Origin of the sequence: Naasia aerilata, from assembly GCF_030296595.1 — a bacterium.
In the GTDB taxonomy this organism is placed as follows: Bacteria; Actinomycetota; Actinomycetes; order Actinomycetales; family Microbacteriaceae; genus Naasia; species Naasia aerilata.
This window is the reverse complement of sequence record NZ_AP027731.1, coordinates 810,481-826,305: the sequence shown is the minus strand read 5'-3', so window position 1 is coordinate 826,305 and position 15,825 is coordinate 810,481. Positions and strand designations below refer to the sequence as shown.

Genomic DNA, 15,825 nt, shown 5'->3' with positions numbered 1-15,825 from the left:
CCACAGGAGTTCGTTCGGACGCGAGGAGGCGACCGTGGCACGAGTGCTGATCGTCTGCGTCGCCGGCGTCTCCGGAACCTTCCTCGCCCGCCGCATCCGGGCCCTCGACGCGGAACTGCAGCCGGTGGTCGTTCCGCTCGACTCCGTCCCCGAGGAGGCCGCGCACTGCGACGCCGTGCTCGTGGCGCCCCAGCTCGCCGAGCGACTCGACTCGGTCCGCATCCTGGTCGGGGAGGCGCCGGTCGGCCTGCTGCCGCCCACCGCCTTCGGCGCGGACGGTGCTTCAGCAGCCGTCGCGCAAGCCCGCGAGTTGCTGGCCGCGGCGTCCTACCGTGGAACCCCCATCCCCGAAACCAAGGAGTAGCTGTGCCTGAACGCACCGTCGTCGTCGCTTCCGCCCATGGCCTGCACGCCCGCCCCGCGGCCCTCTTCACCCAGGCCGCTGCGAAGGCCGGAGTGCCCGTCCAGCTGACCAAGAACGGGCGGTCCGTCAACGCGGCGAGCATCCTCGGCGTCATCTCGCTCGGCATCGACCACGGCGACGAGGTCCTGCTCGCGGTGGACGGCGAAGGCGCCGAGGACGTGCTCGACGAGCTCTCCGGGCTCCTCACCACGGACCACGACGCATGACGAGCCTCACCGGCGTCGGCATCGGCCGCAGCCTGGTCGTCGGACCGGTCCTCCGGATGCCCGATCGTCTGCCCGAGCCGGCGACCCTGCCCAGCACCATCGGGCCCGACGGAGAGCGCGAGCGGGTCACGACCGCGCTCGCCGCCACGGCGGAGGACATCCGCAGCCGCGGAGAGAAAGCAGGCGGCAAGGCGCAGGAGGTCCTCGAGGCGCAGGCGCTGATGGCCGAGGATCCGACCCTCCGCAGCGACATCGACGTGCGCGTGGACAACGGCGCCACCGCGGATCGTGCCGTGTTCGAGGCCTTCGCGGGCTTCCGCGACATGCTGCTCGGCATCGGCGGGTACATGGCCGAGCGCGCCACCGACCTCGACGACGTCTCGCAGCGCGTCGTCGCGCGCCTGTCCGGCGTCGCGGCGCCCGGGGTGCCGGAGAGCGACACCCCCTTCGTGCTCGTCGCGCGCGACCTCGCACCGGCGGACACGGCGCTGCTGGACCTGCAGAAGGTCCTCGCCGTGCTCACGAGCGAGGGCGGGCCCACCTCGCACACCGCGATCCTCGCCCGCGAGAAGTCCATCCCGGCGATCGTCGGCATTTCCGGCATCCTCGACATGGCCGACGGCACCGTGGTCATCGCCGACGCCTCGACCGGCGCGGTCACCGTCGACCCCTCGGAGGAGGAGCTGCGCCGTGCCGCCGGGGAGACGGCCGCGCGCGCCCAGCGATCCGCGGTGCCGGTCGGACCGGGCGCGCTCGCCGACGGCACCCCGATCCCGCTCCTCGCCAACCTCGGATCCGCCGAGGGCGTCGAGGGCGCGGTCGCCGCCGGGGCGGAGGGCGTCGGCCTCTTCCGAACCGAGTTCCTCTTCCTCGACGCCAAGACGGCGCCGTCGGTGGCGCAGCAGTACGGCCACTACGCCAAGCTGCTGCGCGGCTTCCCGGGCCGCAAGGTCGTGGTCCGCGTCCTCGACGCCGGCGCGGACAAGCCGCTCAGCTTCCTCAACGACGCTCCGGAGGAGAACCCGGCGCTCGGCCTCCGCGGCCTGCGGGCGCTGCGGGCGACCGAGCAGATCCTCCGCGACCAGCTCACGGCGCTGGCGCGAGCGGCCGGCGAGACGGACGCGGACCTCTGGGTCATGGCGCCGATGGTCTCGACGGTCGAGGAGACCCGCTACTTCGTCGCCCTCGCGCGCGAGCTCGGCCTGAAGACCGCCGGGGTGATGGTGGAGGTGCCCTCTGCGGCGCTCCTCGCCGACCGCGTGCTCGCCGAGGCCGACTTCGCGAGCATCGGGACGAACGACCTCACCCAGTACACGCTCGCCGCGGACCGGCTCCTCGGCTCGGTCGCCTCCTTCCAGGACCCCTGGCACCCCGCGGTGCTGCGGCTCGTCCGCGAGGTGGGACGCGCCGGAGCCGCACTCGGCAAGCCCGTCGGCATCTGCGGCGAGGCGGCCGCCGATCCGCTGCTCGCCGTCGTCCTCGTCGGCCTCGGCGCCACCACCCTGTCGATGTCGCCGTCGGCGCTCGGGGATGTGCGCGCCGAACTCCTGCAGCACACCCGCGAGCAGGCGGTGGCCTTCGCCGACGCCGCGCTCACCGCCGAGGACGGGGCGACTGCCCGCGCCGCCGTCCGCGCCCTCCTTCCCCAGCACGTCTGACCCCAGCACCACCCTCACCAGCACACACAGAAACAGGAGAACATCAATGACAGCGACGTCAGTCGAACGGAAGCGGGGAGGAGTCCGCGTCGGCGTTCAGCGATTCGGCACCTTCCTCTCCGGGATGGTCCTGCCCAACATCGCGGCGTTCATCGCGTGGGGCCTCATCACCGCGTTCTTCATCCCCACCGGATGGACGCCCAACGAGACCCTCGGCGGGCTGGTCGGCCCGATGATCACATACCTGCTGCCCCTGCTCATCGCGAACCAGGGCGGCCGGATGATCTACGACACCCGCGGTGGCGTCGTGGCGACGATCGCGACGATGGGTGTCATCGTCGGCAGCACGATCCCGCAGTTCATGGGCGCCATGATCGTCGGCCCGCTCGCGGCTTACATCATGAAGCAGGTCGACCGGATCTGGGACGGCAAGATCCGGCCCGGGTTCGAGATGCTGGTCAACAACTTCTCAGCCGGCATCCTGGGCATGATCCTCGCGATCGGCGCCTTCTTCGGGATCGCGCCGCTGGTCACCGCGCTGAGCGGGCTCATCGAGGGTGCCGTCGACTGGCTGGTCAGCCTCAACCTGCTGCCGCTCGTGAGCATCTTCATCGAGCCCGGCAAGGTGCTGTTCCTCAACAACGCGATCAACCAGGGCGTGCTGACCCCGCTGGGCGTCCAGCAGTCGACCGCCGACGGCAAGAGCATCCTGTTCCTGCTCGAGGCGAACCCCGGCCCGGGCCTCGGTCTCCTGCTCGCGTTCTCCGTGTTCGGCATCGGCATGTTCAAGGCGAGCGCGCCGGGCGCCATCATCATCCAGTTCCTCGGCGGCATCCACGAGATCTACTTCCCGTACGTGCTGTCGAAGCCGATCCTCATCCTCGCTACCATCGCGGGCGGCGCGACCGGCGTCCTCACCAACGTCATCTTCGGCTCCGGACTGCGGGCACCCGCCTCACCGGGCAGCATCTTCGCGATCATCCTGCAGACCGCGAGCGACAGCTACGTCGGCGTCATCCTGTCGGTGGTCTTCTCCGCGCTGGTGTCGTTCCTCGTGGCGTCCGTGATCCTCCGGGCGAGCCGCAAGCGCGACCTCGAGCGCGAGGGCGCGGGTGACATGTCGGCCGCGATCGCGGCGACGCAGTCGAACAAGGGCAAGGAGAGCTCGGTCCTGTCGAACCTCGGCACGGGCACCTCCACCGCGACCGGCAGCGCGCAGAACATCGGCGCCGGCGTCGTCTCCGGCTCCGAGGCCGCTGCTGAGGCCGCCGAGTCGGGTGCCGTCGCGGGCGTCGCGACGGACGGGGCGATCATCCGCAACATCGTGTTCGCGTGCGACGCGGGCATGGGGTCGAGTGCGATGGGCGCCTCGGTGCTGCGCAACAAGATCAAGAAGGCGGGCATCGAAGGGGTCACGGTGGTCAACAAGGCCATCTCGAACCTCGACGACAACGCCGACCTGGTCATCACGCAGCGCGAGCTCACGCAGCGCGCCGAGCAGAAGGCCCCGCACGCCCAGCACGTGTCGGTGGACAACTTCATGAACAGCCCGCGCTACGACGAGGTCGTGCAGCGGGTGGCGGCGCAGAACAAGTAGGCCCGGAACAGGAAACAAGTGACAGGGTGGGTGCGGGGGAGCAGATCCCCCGCACCCGCTCTTCTCGGTGGAAGGAAACCATGAACGTCCTCGAGCTCGACCGCATCACGCTGCACGGCACGGCCACCACCCGGGACGACGCCATCCGCGAGGTCGGCGCCATGCTCGTCGCGGCCGGTGCCGTCGAGCCCGCGTACGTCGACGCGATGTTCGATCGCGAGAACACCGTCTCCACCTACATGGGCAACTACCTCGCGATCCCGCACGGCACCAACGACGCGAAGGACACGATCCTGCGCTCGGCGCTCGCCATCGTGCGCTACGACGCCCCGATCGACTGGGACGGCAACGAGGTCCGGTTCGCGATCGGCATCGCCGGACAGAACAACGAGCACCTCGGCATCCTGTCCAAGATCGCGATCGTCTTCAGCGACGAGGACGAGGTCGAGAAGCTCCTCGCCGCGCGCACCCCCGAGGAGCTGTTCGCGCTCCTCGGCGACGTCAACTCGGACGACGAATGAAGGCCGTCCACTTCGGCGCAGGCAACATCGGCCGCGGCTTCGTCGGCCTGATCCTGCACAACGCCGGCTACGAGGTCGTCTTCGCCGACGTCAACGCCGACCTGATCGACGCGCTCGCCACGACCCCCAGCTACACCGTTCACGAAGTGGGCCCGGACGCCCGCGACTGGACGGTCGACAACTACCGCGCGCTCAATTCGCGGACCGCGGAGGTCGAGGTCGCGCGGGAGATCGCGACCGCCGACATCGTCACGACCGCCGTCGGACCCAGCATCCTCAAGTTCATCGCGCCGGTGATCGCCGAGGGCCTGCGGGCGCGGCCGTCGAACGGTGCGCCGGTCAGCGTCATGGCGTGCGAGAACGCGATCGGTGCGACCGACCTGCTCCGGGCCGAGATCGAGATGCTCCTCGCGGACGACGAAGCCGTGCTGCGCCGGGCGATCTTCGCCAACACCGCGGTGGACCGCATCGTGCCCGGCCAGGATCCCGCGGCGGGGCTCGACGTGACCGTCGAGGACTTCTTCGAATGGGTCGTCGAGCGAGGCCCATTCGGCAACGCCGTGCCGGACATCGCCGAGGCGACCTTCGTCGACGATCTCGCGCCCTACATCGAGCGCAAGCTCTTCACCGTCAACACCGGCCACGCGACGATCGCCTACCACGGGTTCGCGCGCGGCGCCTCGACGCTTGTCGAGGCGCTCGACCTCCCGGAGGTCGCAGCCGAGGTGCGTGCAGTGCTGGGGGAGACGAAGGACCTGCTCGTCACCAAGCACGACTTCGACCCGGAGGAGCAGGAGAAGTACCTGCAGAAGAACCTCCTGCGGTTCGCGAACCCGGCCCTCTCCGACACCGTCGACCGGGTGGGCCGCGCGCCGCTGCGCAAGCTGAGCCGCAACGAGCGCTTCGTCGGGCCGGCGGCCGCCCTCGTCGAGCTCGGGCGCAGCCCCGACGCCCTCGTGCGCGCGATCGGCGCGGCCCTCCGCTTCGACGTTCCCGAGGACCCGGAGAGCGTGCGGCTGCAGGAGCTGCTGCGCAGCGATCGGAGTTCGGCCGACCTGGCGGAGGAGATCACGGGCATCGACAGCGCGTCGCCCCTGCTTCCGCGCATCGCCCAGGAGATCGACGCCGCACGCGGGAGCGGCCGGGAATAGGCCCGCGCCGCCGCAGGTTGTCGTAGAGGACGAGTCGCGCGAGTCGGCTGGCGTACCTGCCGGATTTCGCATACGATAGCTCGTTGGTGCCCGGGCCGGTCGGTCCATTCCCCTCTTCGTGAACGAGTCCGTCTCGTCCTGCGTGGGGTCGCATCGCAATCATCCCGCAAGACCAGCAGATATCTGCGTGCAGCGAAGTGAGTGTATGGCCAAGAAGGACGGCGTAATCGAGATCGAGGGATCGGTGCTCGAAGCTCTGCCCAACGCGATGTTCCGCGTTGAGCTCAGCAACGGACACAAGGTACTCGCTCACATCTCCGGCAAGATGCGACAGCACTACATCCGAATCCTCCCCGAGGACCGGGTGATCGTCGAGTTGAGCCCCTACGACCTGACCCGCGGCCGGATCGTCTACCGCTACAAGTAGAGCCTGCTGGAAAGGAACGGCCCGCATGCCGGGCACGACGCCAGCGAAGGAAAAGAACAATGAAGGTCAACCCCAGCGTCAAGCGCATCTGTGACAAGTGCAAGGTGATCCGTCGCCACGGCAATGTCATGGTCATCTGCGACAACCCTCGTCACAAGCAGCGACAGGGCTGACGCCCCGTCGCTGCTTGTGACGAAAGAGGCTGTGTTTATCGGCTTCATCGCGCAAGCGCGATGAAGCGAAGCAGCGCCAAGGCCCCCTCAGCGGGGTAGCAGTAACTGAGTAGAAAACAGGCGGTTCCAGAGCCCACGGAAGTGGGGACACCCCGGGTCGGAGGCCCGGGCACCGGATCCGCTCCACACCTCCGACATCTCTCCAAGGAGCAGCCAGCTATGGCACGTCTCGCCGGCGTCGACATCCCGCGCGATAAGCGCGTGGAGGTCGCCCTCACGTACATCTACGGCATCGGCCGCACCCGAGCCCTGCAGACGCTCAGCGTCACGGGGATCAGCGTTGACATCCGGGTCAAGGACCTCACCGACGACCAGCTCGTCGCACTCCGCGACCACATCGAAGGCACCTTCAAGGTGGAGGGTGACCTCCGTCGCGAGGTCGCCGCCGACATCCGCCGCAAGGTCGAGATCGGCAGCTACGAGGGCATCCGCCACCGCCGCGGCCTGCCCGTGCGCGGTCAGCGCACCAAGACCAACGCGCGCACCCGCAAGGGCCCGAAGCGCACCGTCGCCGGCAAGAAGAAGGCCGGCCGCAAGTAGTCGCCGGGCGGCACCGCCGCCTGCGCCCTTTCGGTTCAGATCAACTCAGGAGAAGTACGCCAGATGGCAGCACCTAAGGCGAGCGCCGCCCGCAAGCCGCGCCGCAAGGAGAAGAAGAACATCGCCGTGGGCCAGGCCCACATCAAGTCGACGTTCAACAACACGATCGTCTCGATCACCGACACCACCGGTGCCGTGATCAGCTGGGCCTCCTCCGGAGGCGTCGGCTTCAAGGGCAGCCGCAAGTCGACGCCGTTCGCGGCGCAGCTCGCCGCCGAGTCCGCCGCGCGTCAGGCGCAGGAGCACGGCATGAAGAAGGTCGACGTCTTCGTCAAGGGCCCGGGCTCCGGTCGCGAGACGGCGATCCGCTCGCTCCAGGCCGCGGGCCTCGAGGTCGGCTCGATCAACGATGTGACGCCGCAGGCGCACAACGGCTGCCGCCCTCCAAAGCGTCGTCGCGTCTAGCACGGCTGGGGCTTCGCCCCGGTCCTCCGGTCGCCGCGCAGCGCGACCGCCCCGCTGATTGAGGAGCGCTCCGCAGGAGCGCATCTCGAAATCCGGTGAGGGACGCTGGGTGCCCGCCACGAGTGGCGTGCGCCCGCCTACCTCGTGACCACAACTCAATAGACCGCGCCGGCCACTCCCCGGCGCCGCAGAAGAAGTGTCATATAGCGGACACTCTTTCGGAAGGAAAACACAGTGCTCATTGCACAACGCCCGACGCTCGTCGAAGAGAACATCTCGGAGTTCCGCTCGCGGTTCCTCATCGAGCCGCTCGAGCCCGGCTTCGGCTACACCCTCGGCAACTCCCTCCGCCGGACGCTGCTCTCCTCCATCCCGGGTGCCGCCGTCACGAGCATCCGCATCGAGGGCGTCCAGCACGAGTTCACGACCATCCCCGGCGTGAAGGAGGACGTGACCGAGATCATCCTGAACGTGAAGGGCCTCGTCGTCTCGAGCGAGCACGACGAGCCGATCACCGCGTACCTGCGCAAGCAGAGCGCCGGCCAGGTCACCGCGGCGGACATCTCCGCCCCCGCGGGTGTCGAGATCCACAACCCCGAGCTGGTCATCGCGACCCTCAACGACAAGGCGAAGTTCGACCTGGAGCTGACCATCGAGCGTGGCCGCGGCTACGTGTCGGCGGCGCAGAACCGCAGCGAGTTCTCCGAGGCCGGTCAGATCCCGATCGACTCCATCTACTCGCCGGTCCTCAAGGTCACCTACCGCGTGGAGGCCACGCGTGCCGGTGAGCGCACCGACTTCGACCGCCTGGTCGTCGATGTCGAGACGAAGCCGGCGATCAGCCCGCGCGACGCCATCGCATCCGCCGGTCGCACGCTCACCGAGCTCTTCGGCCTCGCCCGCGAGCTGAACAGCGCCGCCGAGGGCATCGAGATCGGCCCCGCGCCGGTCGACGCCGTCCTCAGCTCCGAGCTCTCGATGCCGATCGAGGACCTGGACCTGTCGGTCCGGTCCTACAACTGCCTCAAGCGCGAGGGCATCAACACGGTCAGCGAGCTCGTCGCCCTGTCGGAGACGCAGCTGATGAACATCCGCAACTTCGGCCAGAAGTCGGTCGACGAGGTGAAGGACAAGCTCGTCGAGCTCGGCCTCTCCCTCAAGGACGCGGTGCCCGGGTTCGATGGAGCCCACTACTTCAGCGGCTACGACGACGAAGAGAACTGACGTTCGCGTCCTGAGACACGAGGAATAGACAATGCCCAGACCAGCTAAGGGTCCCCGTCTCGGCGGCGGACCGGCGCACGAGCGCATCCTGCTCGCGAATCTCGCGACGGCCCTGTTCACGCACAAGGCGATCACGACCACGGAGACGAAGGCCAAGCGCCTGCAGCCCCTGGCCGACCGCCTCGTCACGTTCGCCAAGCGCGGCGACCTGCACGCCCGTCGCCGGGTGCTGACGGTCGTGCGCGACAAGACGGCCGTGCACGAGCTCTTCACCGAGATCGCGCCGCTCGTCGCGGACCGCCCGGGTGGCTACACGCGCATCACCAAGACCGGCTTCCGCAAGGGCGACAACGCTCCGATGGCCGTGATCGAGCTCGTCCTCGAGCCCCTCACGCCGAAGGCCAGCGCGACGACCACGCGCCGCCCGGCCCGCTCCGCGGCTCCGGCTGCCGCCGTGCCCGCCACGGAGGCTCCGGCCACCGAGGCGCCCGCGGACGCCGCTGCGGCCAACGATGTCGTGACCGACCAGGAGGCCAGCGTGGACGAGGCGGTCGGTGGAGCCGACGAGGCACCCGTCGAGGCGACGGAGACGGTCGAGGAGTCCGAGCCGACGCCCGCCGAGGACGTCACCCCGGCCGCCGCCGAGGTCGAGGCCGACGCGGCTGAGGTCGCGGACGACACCAAGAAGTAGCCCTTCTCGCCGAACTGCCCAGTTCTGCTGCATCTCACCACCGAGTTGCCGCAGAACTGGGCAGTTCGCGGTTAACCGGGCTGGATAGGGTGGGGCCATGGCGAGTGAGGCGACGACGCTGACCGTTCCCGGCCCCGACGGGCCCCGCGAGATGCGCGTGTCGAGCCCGTCGCGCGTGATCTGGCCGCAGGCCGGGGTCACGAAGCTGGAGCTGGCCGAGTACGTCGTCGCCGTGGGGGAGCCGTTCGTGCGCGCGATCGGCGACCGCCCCGTCGCGCTGCAGCGCTACGGCGACGGCGTCGACGGCGACATGTTCTTCTCGAAGAACCCGCCGAAGGGGAAGCCCGAGTTCATCCGCGAGGTGCCGGTGGTCTTCCCGAGCGCCCGCTCGCACCCCATGCTCGTCATCGACGAGCCGGCCGCCCTGGTCTGGATGGTGCAGATGAACACGGTCGTGTTCCACCCTGGCCGAGCCGCGCCCGGGACATCGACCACCCGGACCAGCTGCGCATCGACCTCGATCCCCAACCGGGCCGAGGGTTCGACGACGCGGTCCCGGCCGCGCACGAGCTGCGCGACGTGCTTCGCGAGGCCGGGCTCGAGGCGTTCCCGAAGACCTCCGGCAACCGGGGCATCCACGTCTTCGCGCCGATCCTTCCCCAGCACGACTACATCGAGGTCCGTCACGCGGTCATCTCGGCCGCCCGGGAGCTGGAGAGGCGCATGCCCGACCGGGTGACGACGGCGTGGTGGAAGGAGGAGCGCGGCGAGAAGGTGTTCGTCGACTTCAACCAGGCGGCGCGCGACCGCACCATCGCGGGCGCGTACAGCCCCCGCGCGACGGCGGGCGCGACGGTGTCGATGCCTCTCCGCTGGGAGGAGCTCGACGACGCGCAGCCCGCGGACTTCACGGTGCGCACGGTGCCCGGGATCGTCGCCGAGCGCGGTGACGCGTGGGCCTCCCTCGGCGAGAAGGCCGGCGATCTGCGCGTGCTCCTCGAGTGGTGGGAGCGGGATGTCGCGAACGGCCAGGGCGAGATGCCCTACCCCCCGACTACCCCAAGATGCCGGGGGAGCCGCCACGCGTGCAGCCCTCCCGCATCAACCCGAAGAACTGGGCTCCCGCGACCGCGCCGACCGAGGCCGACTAGCCCGAGATCGACTCGAAGGCGCGCAGCGCCTCGGCGCGGGTGACCTTGAGGTCGACCATCTGCTCCGGGTACCCGGGCACGCCCTGCGGCTCGTGGATCGCCTTGTCATCCAGGTCGCGCAGCTCGGGGAGCCAGCGACGCAGGTAGGTGCCGTCCGGATCGAACTTCCGGCTCTGCAGCACCGGGTTGAACACGCGGAAGAACGGGGCGGCGTCGACTCCTGAGCCGGCGACCCACTGCCAGTTGGCGGCGTTGTTCGCCGGATCGGCGTCGACCAGCGTGTCCCAGAACCAGCGCTCGCCCTCGCGCCAGTCGAGGAGCAGGTTCTTGATGAGGAACGAAGCCGTCACCATCCGGACGCGATTGTGCATCCAGCCGGTCTGCCACAGCTGGCGCATGCCGGCGTCGACCAGGGGAAGCCGGTCCTGCCCTGCTGCCAGCGCTGCAGGACCTCCTCGGTTGCGCGGTTCCACGGGAAGCGGTCGAACGCCGGCCGGAGGTTCTCGTCCGCCAGGTTGGGCTGAGCGAACAGCAGGCTGTAGTTGAACTCCCGCCACAGCAGCTCACTCAGGTACTTGCCCGCCGCCCGGCCGGACGGGTCCGCCTGCCGCACCCGATGCCAGACCTGGTGCGGGCTCAGCTCGCCCGTGCGGAGCGAGGGGGAGAGCCGGGAGGTGACATCGGCGCCCGGCGCATCCCGCCCCGTCGGATACTCCTCGATCCGGGCGGCGAACTCCTCGAGCCGCTCGTGCGCACCGCGCTCTCCCGGCGTCCAGGTCTCGCGGAAGCCCCCGGCCCAGTCCGGCGCGCTCGGCAGCAGGGACCAGTCGTCGAGCCCAGCGCCTGCTAGGGGCGGCGGGGCCGGCAGTGCGGCGGGCACGGCGAGCGGCTGGCGCGGAGCGGGCAGCTTCTGCGCCGCCCGCGCATACGCGGAGTACACCGAGTAGGGCTCGCCGTCCTCGCGGCGGACCTCCCACGGCTCGTGCAGCAGGGAGCCGGGAAAGCTCCGCACCTCGAGACCGGCGGCCCGCAGCCCCGTCTTCAGCGCCGCGTCCTGCTCCCGCTCGCCCAGGCCGTAGCGCCGGTTCCAGAAGACGGCCGCCGCCTGCGACTCGGTGACGACCGCGGGCACGACCTCCGCAGCGCTCCCGCGGCGCAGGAGGAGTCGCGACCCGAGGGCGCGGAGCTCCGCATCGAGCGCCGCCAGGGCACCGTGCAGCCACCACCGGCTCGCGCCGCCGAGCGGCCGTGCGACCTGCGGGTCCTCGTCGAGGACGTAGAGGGCGACGACGGGTCCGCCGCGCTCCGCGGCTGCGGTGAGTGCCGGGTTGTCGGCGACGCGGAGGTCGTCGCGGAACCACACGACGGAGGGCGTCATGACGCCGCCAGAGGAGCGACGGCTCCGGTGGGGACGGGCGGAGCCGATGCCGCTCGGCGGTGGACCAGCCGCCAGAGAACGGCGGCGACCACGGCCAGGGCGAGCGCGGCGACGAGGCCGACCGGGCCGGAGACGAGCAGCTCGGCATGCAGCGTCAGGAGGATCAGCACCGACGCGATGGCGTTGAACATGCCGTGCGCCGCGGCGACCGGGATCACGCTGCCGGTCAGCTCGCGGATCGCCGTGAGCACGAAGGACATCGGAATCGCGAGCACGACCATCGCACCCACCCCCAGCAGCGGCTGGTCGCCGTAGTTGTAGCCCTGCAGGATCAGCGGGGCGTGCCAGAGGCCCCACACAGCGCCCAGCAGGAGGTTCGCCCGGAACGCCCCCAGGCCCCTCAGGTGCTCCCACAGCAGTCCCCGCCACCCGTACTCCTCGCCCATCGCGAAGAGCCCGTTGATGGTCCAGCCGGCGACGATCGAGCCCACCAGTCCCGCCAGCCCGAGCACGATGGGCGGTGGAGGGGCGCTCGCCGTGGCGAGAGCCTCGGGGCCCACGAGCGCCGCGAGGGTCTCCTCGAGGTCCTGCGGCGTCGTGGCGAGGGCACCGAAGCCGGGCAGGTGCAGCAGGCCGCCTCCCAGCCCGATGAGCGCGAGGTGCAGAACGGCGAAGCTGAGGATGGCGACCACCGGCAGGGTGAAGAACCGGATCCGGCTGCGGCCTCGCGGGATCGCGAAGCGGGAGCGGCGAAGGCCCCGCTCGGCGATCAGCGCGGCGACCAAGGGGGTCGGCATGTAGAGCAGCGCGAGGACCGGCACCGCGAGGGGGAGCTGAGCGGGACGTGCAGCAGGAAGAGCGCGAGCCCGACGAGCCAGGTCCACCCGAACGCGATCGCGAGGAAGACGACGACGACGCGTCGGCCATCGCGGGGCGGAGACGCGTCCGTCATCCGATGACCCGGTCCAGGTCGTAGGAGATGGGACGCTCGAGCTGAGCGAAGGTGCACGACCGCGGATCCCGGTCCGGGCGCCAGCGCAGGAACTGTGCCGTGTGCCGGAACCGCGCGCCCTCCATCTGGTCGTAGCGCACCTCGACCACGAGCTCCGGCCGGAGCTTCACGAAGGACGTGTCCTTGTTGGACGAGAACCGGTTCCGCTCGCCCTCGCCGGTGACCGCGTTGCCGTCCGCGTCGCGCTGGACGAGGGGCTCGAGCTGGTCGATGAGCTCGAGTCGGCGCGCGTCGGAGAACGCGGCGACTCCGCCCACTCCCCGCAGCTCGCCGGAGTCGTCGTAGAGCCCGAGGAGGAGGGACCCGACGCCCGCGCCGCTCTTGTGCACCCGGTAGGCGAGGACCACCGTGTCCGCGGTGCGCTCGTGCTTGATCTTGAGCATGGTGCGCTTGCCCGGCTGGTACGTGTCCGCGAGCCCCTTCGCCACGACGCCGTCGAGCCCGGCGCCCTCGAACTCCGTCAGCCAGGTCCGCGCGACGGCGGCGTCCCGCGTCGTCTGGGTCAGGTGCAGCGGGGCCGCCACGTCGGCGAGCAGGATCTCGAGCTCGCGGCGGCGCGTCTCGAACGGCTCATCCAGCAGGGACCGATCGCGCACCGCGAGCAGGTCGAAGGCGACGAAGGCCGCGGGGGTCTCCTCGGCCAGCTTCCGGATGCGGCTCTCGGCGGGGTGGATGCGCTGCGACAGCGACTCCCAGTCGAGGTGCTCGGCGCCCCGAGCGCCGGTCCTCACGATGATCTCGCCGTCGAGGACGCAGGGCCGGGGCAACTGCGCGCGCAGCGTCTCGACGAGCTCGGGGAAGTAGCGGGTGAGGGTCTTGGAGCCGCGGCTGCCGATCTCGACGTCGGTGCCGTCGAAGTAGGCGATGCCGCGGAACCCGTCCCACTTGGGCTCGTAGCTGAGGGCGCCGCCCTTCGGACCGGTCTCCGGGATGTCGGGAATCGCTTTGGCCAGCATCGGCTCGAGCGGCAGGGCGACGGGCAGGTCCATGCGCTCATCCTGCCGGACGCCGCCGACCTCCCGCCTAGACTTCCCGGGTGACCGGAACGGAGGCGCCCGCCGCGAGCGATGGCGGCCTCCTCGCTCCGGCGTCGGAGGACGGTCTGAGCTCTCCCGGAGGCGCGGGTGGCGGCACCGTCCGCTTCCGGCTGGGGGTGGCCTACGACGGCACCGGCTTCCGCGGCTGGACCCGGCAGCCGGGGCTCCGCACCGTGCAGGGCGTTCTCGAGGACGCCCTCCTGACGCTCCTGCGCCGGCACCCGCCTGCGCCGTCCCTCGTCGTCGCCGGTCGCACCGACGCGGGCGTGCATGCGGTCGGGCAGGCGTGCCATGTCGATCTCACGGTCGAGCAGCTCGCCGCCCTGGGCAGGGAGCGCCGGCGGAGAGCGGCCGAGTCGTCGGCCGAGCTCCTCCGCGCGCGTCTGAACGGGATCCTGGGGCTGTCGTCCGACGTGGTCGTCACGTCGGCGGTGGAGGCCCCGGCCGGGTTCGACGCCCGCTTCGGTGCTGTCTGGCGTCGGTACGAGTACCGGATCGCCGATGCGGAGGCCCTGCACGACCCGCTGCAGCGGCACCGGACCGTCGCCCACGCGGGCCGGCTCGACGTCGACCTCATGAACTCGGCGGCGCGGGGCATGCTCGGCCTGCACGACTTCGCCGCCTACTGCAAGCCGCGGGCGGAGGCGACCACCATCCGTACCCTGCAGGACTACACATGGGAGCGTGACGCCGACGGGGTGCTCGTCGCGCGCGTGCGGGCGGACGCGTTCTGCCACTCCATGGTCCGATCCCTGGTGGGGGCCGCCGTGGCGGTGGGGGAGGGGAAGCTCCCTCCAGAGCGGCCTGGGGAGCTCCTCGGCGCGGGCGCTCGCAGCACCGAGTTCGTGGTCCTGCCCGCCAAGGGCCTCACGCTCATGGAGGTCGGCTACCCGCGCGACTCGGAGCTGGCGGCCCGCTCGGAGCAGACGCGCGCCCGGCGCCAGGCCGGCGAGGGCGGAACCGCCGCGGTTGTCGGGGGCTCCGGCGTCCGGTAAGCTTTCCCGTTGGCGTTCGCCAGAGCGGCGCCGTCAAGTTGAGCCCTCCACCGCGGCAGTTCCCCTCGGGAACTCCCATCCCTTCGCCCAAGCATGGCCGAAGGGGCCCAGGAGCGGGATCCACGAACACCTCGACAAGAAAGCTATTACCGTGACGCGCACATACACGCCCCGGGAGAGCGAGATCCAGCACGACTGGCTCGTGATCGACGCGACGGACATCGTCCTCGGTCGCCTCGCCAGCCACGCCGCTGCTCTCCTCCGCGGGAAGCACAAGCCCACCTTCGCCCCGCACATGGACATGGGCGACTTCGTCATCATCGTCAACGCGGAGAAGGTCGCCCTCACCGGCTCGAAGCTCGAGCAGAAGAAGGCGTACCGCCACTCCGGCTACCCGGGCGGCCTCACCGCCACGAGCTACGCCCAGATGCTCGAGAAGCACCCCACGCGCGCGGTCGAGAAGGCCATCCGCGGCATGCTCCCCAAGAACTCCCTCGGTGCCGCCCAGCTGAAGAAGCTCAAGGTCTACGCCGGCCCCGAGCACCCTCACGCTGCCCAGCAGCCCACGCCGTACACCCTCAACCAGGTCGCCCAGTAGCGCCGGCCACCAAGGACCACTGACATGGCGAGAATCGCAGACTCCATCGACAACGCTCCTTCGAGCTTCTCCACCGAGACCCCGGCCGCGGCCGCGCCGGCCACGCCGCGCGCCGTCCTCAACGTGCCCGGTGCGGCGGTCGGCCGCCGCAAGCAGGCCATCGCCCGCGCGCGTCTCGTGCCGGGTGGCGGCACCATCACGGTCAACGGCCGTGAGTTCGCGAACTACTTCCCGAACAAGCTGCACCAGCAGCTGATCACCGACCCGTTCAAGGTGCTCGACCTCCTCGGCAGCTACGACGTCGTCGCGAAGATCACCGGCGGCGGCCCCTCGGGCCAGGCCGGTGCGCTCCGCCTCGCGATCGCGCGTGCGCTCAACGAGATCGACCAGGAGAACAACCGCCCGACGCTCAAGAAGGCGGGCTTCCTCAGCCGCGACGCGCGCGTCACCGAGCGCAAGAAGGCCGGTCTCAAGAAGGCCCGCAAGGCGCCTCAGTTCTCGAAGCGCTGATCTCCGG

17 protein-coding genes and 2 pseudogenes are annotated in these 15,825 nt (G+C 70.5%); 16 read left to right on the top strand and 3 right to left on the bottom strand.

From position 1 onward, the window contains the following. Positions 1 to 34 precede the first annotated feature (34 nt). The 13 genes and pseudogenes from QUE51_RS04465 to ligD all read left to right on the top strand — a co-directional run bounded on the left by QUE51_RS04465 (position 35) and on the right by ligD (position 10,288). Positions 35 to 364, top strand: a complete 330-nt coding sequence (locus QUE51_RS04465; protein ID WP_286278416.1) for a PTS sugar transporter subunit IIB — start codon at positions 35 to 37, stop codon at positions 362 to 364. Positions 365 to 366: 2 nt separating this feature from the next. Next, complete coding sequence (locus tag QUE51_RS04460) at positions 367 to 630, top strand: HPr family phosphocarrier protein (RefSeq protein ID WP_286278415.1); 264 nt, start codon at positions 367 to 369, stop codon at positions 628 to 630. After that, positions 627 to 2,288 carry a phosphoenolpyruvate--protein phosphotransferase gene (gene ptsP / locus QUE51_RS04455; protein WP_286278414.1) on the top strand — a complete coding sequence of 554 codons (1,662 nt, stop codon included), beginning with the start codon at positions 627 to 629 and terminating at the stop codon, positions 2,286 to 2,288. The genes QUE51_RS04460 and ptsP overlap by 4 nt, the downstream gene beginning before the upstream one ends. 46 nt (positions 2,289 to 2,334) lie before the next feature. After that, a complete protein-coding gene (locus tag QUE51_RS04450) occupies positions 2,335 to 3,885 on the top strand; it encodes a PTS mannitol transporter subunit IIBC (protein WP_286278413.1) in 1,551 nt (516 codons plus the stop codon). An 80-nt stretch (positions 3,886 to 3,965) separates the two neighbouring features. After that, positions 3,966 to 4,406: a PTS mannitol transporter subunit IIA gene (locus QUE51_RS04445; protein WP_286278412.1), complete on the top strand. Its 441-nt coding sequence runs from the start codon at positions 3,966 to 3,968 to the stop codon at positions 4,404 to 4,406. Then, entirely contained in the window at positions 4,403 to 5,557 is a 1,155-nt protein-coding gene (locus QUE51_RS04440) for a mannitol-1-phosphate 5-dehydrogenase (protein WP_286278411.1), read from the top strand. The genes QUE51_RS04445 and QUE51_RS04440 overlap by 4 nt, the downstream gene beginning before the upstream one ends. Positions 5,558 to 5,762: 205 nt before the next feature. Next, positions 5,763 to 5,984, top strand: a complete 222-nt coding sequence (gene infA / locus QUE51_RS04435; protein WP_100365313.1) for a translation initiation factor IF-1 — start codon at positions 5,763 to 5,765, stop codon at positions 5,982 to 5,984. Between the two features lie 59 nt (positions 5,985 to 6,043). Then, positions 6,044 to 6,157 (top strand): 50S ribosomal protein L36, encoded by a 114-nt coding sequence (gene rpmJ, locus QUE51_RS04430; RefSeq protein ID WP_116754812.1) that lies wholly within the window; start codon positions 6,044 to 6,046, stop codon positions 6,155 to 6,157. A gap of 219 nt (positions 6,158 to 6,376) precedes the next feature. After that, positions 6,377 to 6,757 (top strand): 30S ribosomal protein S13, encoded by a 381-nt coding sequence (rpsM, locus tag QUE51_RS04425; protein ID WP_286278400.1) that lies wholly within the window; start codon positions 6,377 to 6,379, stop codon positions 6,755 to 6,757. A gap of 63 nt (positions 6,758 to 6,820) precedes the next feature. Continuing rightward, the gene (gene rpsK, locus QUE51_RS04420) at positions 6,821 to 7,222 is read left to right on the top strand and encodes a 30S ribosomal protein S11 (protein WP_286278399.1); all 402 of its coding nucleotides are present in this window, start codon (positions 6,821 to 6,823) and stop codon (positions 7,220 to 7,222) included. Between the two features lie 234 nt (positions 7,223 to 7,456). Next, complete coding sequence (locus tag QUE51_RS04415) at positions 7,457 to 8,446, top strand: DNA-directed RNA polymerase subunit alpha (protein WP_286278397.1); 990 nt, start codon at positions 7,457 to 7,459, stop codon at positions 8,444 to 8,446. A gap of 31 nt (positions 8,447 to 8,477) precedes the next feature. Next, a complete protein-coding gene (gene rplQ / locus QUE51_RS04410; protein WP_286278396.1) occupies positions 8,478 to 9,137 on the top strand; it encodes a 50S ribosomal protein L17 in 660 nt (219 codons plus the stop codon). Between the two features lie 97 nt (positions 9,138 to 9,234). Next, positions 9,235 to 10,288, top strand: a pseudogene (gene ligD, locus QUE51_RS04405) (non-homologous end-joining DNA ligase). Here ligD and QUE51_RS04400 read toward each other — a convergent pair. From QUE51_RS04400 to QUE51_RS04390, 3 genes and pseudogenes are all read right to left on the bottom strand, one after another. Further along, positions 10,285 to 11,666: pseudogene (locus QUE51_RS04400) on the bottom strand (cryptochrome/photolyase family protein). The pseudogenes ligD and QUE51_RS04400 sit on opposite strands and share 4 nt — an antisense overlap. Beyond that, positions 11,663 to 12,487, bottom strand: coding sequence for a CPBP family intramembrane glutamic endopeptidase (locus QUE51_RS04395; protein WP_286278395.1), 825 nt, complete (start codon positions 12,485 to 12,487; stop codon positions 11,663 to 11,665). The pseudogene QUE51_RS04400 and the gene QUE51_RS04395 overlap by 4 nt, the downstream one beginning before the upstream one ends. Before the next feature lie 127 nt (positions 12,488 to 12,614). Next, a complete protein-coding gene (locus QUE51_RS04390; protein ID WP_286278394.1) occupies positions 12,615 to 13,667 on the bottom strand; it encodes an ATP-dependent DNA ligase in 1,053 nt (350 codons plus the stop codon). A 113-nt stretch (positions 13,668 to 13,780) separates the two neighbouring features. On the opposite strand from QUE51_RS04390, the gene truA reads away from it, so the two are divergent. The 3 genes from truA (at position 13,781) to rpsI (ending at position 15,818) form a co-directional block, all read left to right on the top strand. After that, positions 13,781 to 14,710 (top strand): tRNA pseudouridine(38-40) synthase TruA, encoded by a 930-nt coding sequence (truA, locus tag QUE51_RS04385; RefSeq protein ID WP_286279256.1) that lies wholly within the window; start codon positions 13,781 to 13,783, stop codon positions 14,708 to 14,710. Positions 14,711 to 14,861: 151 nt separating this feature from the next. Then, entirely contained in the window at positions 14,862 to 15,308 is a 447-nt protein-coding gene (gene rplM / locus QUE51_RS04380) for a 50S ribosomal protein L13 (RefSeq protein WP_286278393.1), read from the top strand. Positions 15,309 to 15,332: 24 nt separating this feature from the next. Then, the gene (gene rpsI, locus QUE51_RS04375) at positions 15,333 to 15,818 is read left to right on the top strand and encodes a 30S ribosomal protein S9 (protein WP_286278392.1); all 486 of its coding nucleotides are present in this window, start codon (positions 15,333 to 15,335) and stop codon (positions 15,816 to 15,818) included. Positions 15,819 to 15,825 lie beyond the last annotated feature (7 nt).

Bases quoted from the DNA above. Each gene is read 5' to 3' on its own strand.
- rpsK (WP_286278399.1), top strand. From the start codon at position 6,821: ATGGCAGCACCTAAGGCGAGCGCCGCCCGCAAGCCGCGCCGCAAGGAG.
- rpsI (WP_286278392.1), top strand. From the start codon at position 15,333: ATGGCGAGAATCGCAGACTCCATCGACAACGCTCCTTCGAGCTTCTCC.
- QUE51_RS04450 (WP_286278413.1), top strand. From the start codon at position 2,335: ATGACAGCGACGTCAGTCGAACGGAAGCGGGGAGGAGTCCGCGTCGGC.
- QUE51_RS04390 (WP_286278394.1), bottom strand. From the start codon at position 13,667: ATGGACCTGCCCGTCGCCCTGCCGCTCGAGCCGATGCTGGCCAAAGCG.
- QUE51_RS04440 (WP_286278411.1), top strand. From the start codon at position 4,403: ATGAAGGCCGTCCACTTCGGCGCAGGCAACATCGGCCGCGGCTTCGTC.
- QUE51_RS04445 (WP_286278412.1), top strand. From the start codon at position 3,966: ATGAACGTCCTCGAGCTCGACCGCATCACGCTGCACGGCACGGCCACC.
- ptsP (WP_286278414.1), top strand. From the start codon at position 627: ATGACGAGCCTCACCGGCGTCGGCATCGGCCGCAGCCTGGTCGTCGGA.
- rpmJ (WP_116754812.1), top strand. From the start codon at position 6,044: ATGAAGGTCAACCCCAGCGTCAAGCGCATCTGTGACAAGTGCAAGGTG.
- rplQ (WP_286278396.1), top strand. From the start codon at position 8,478: ATGCCCAGACCAGCTAAGGGTCCCCGTCTCGGCGGCGGACCGGCGCAC.
- rpsM (WP_286278400.1), top strand. From the start codon at position 6,377: ATGGCACGTCTCGCCGGCGTCGACATCCCGCGCGATAAGCGCGTGGAG.
- infA (WP_100365313.1), top strand. From the start codon at position 5,763: ATGGCCAAGAAGGACGGCGTAATCGAGATCGAGGGATCGGTGCTCGAA.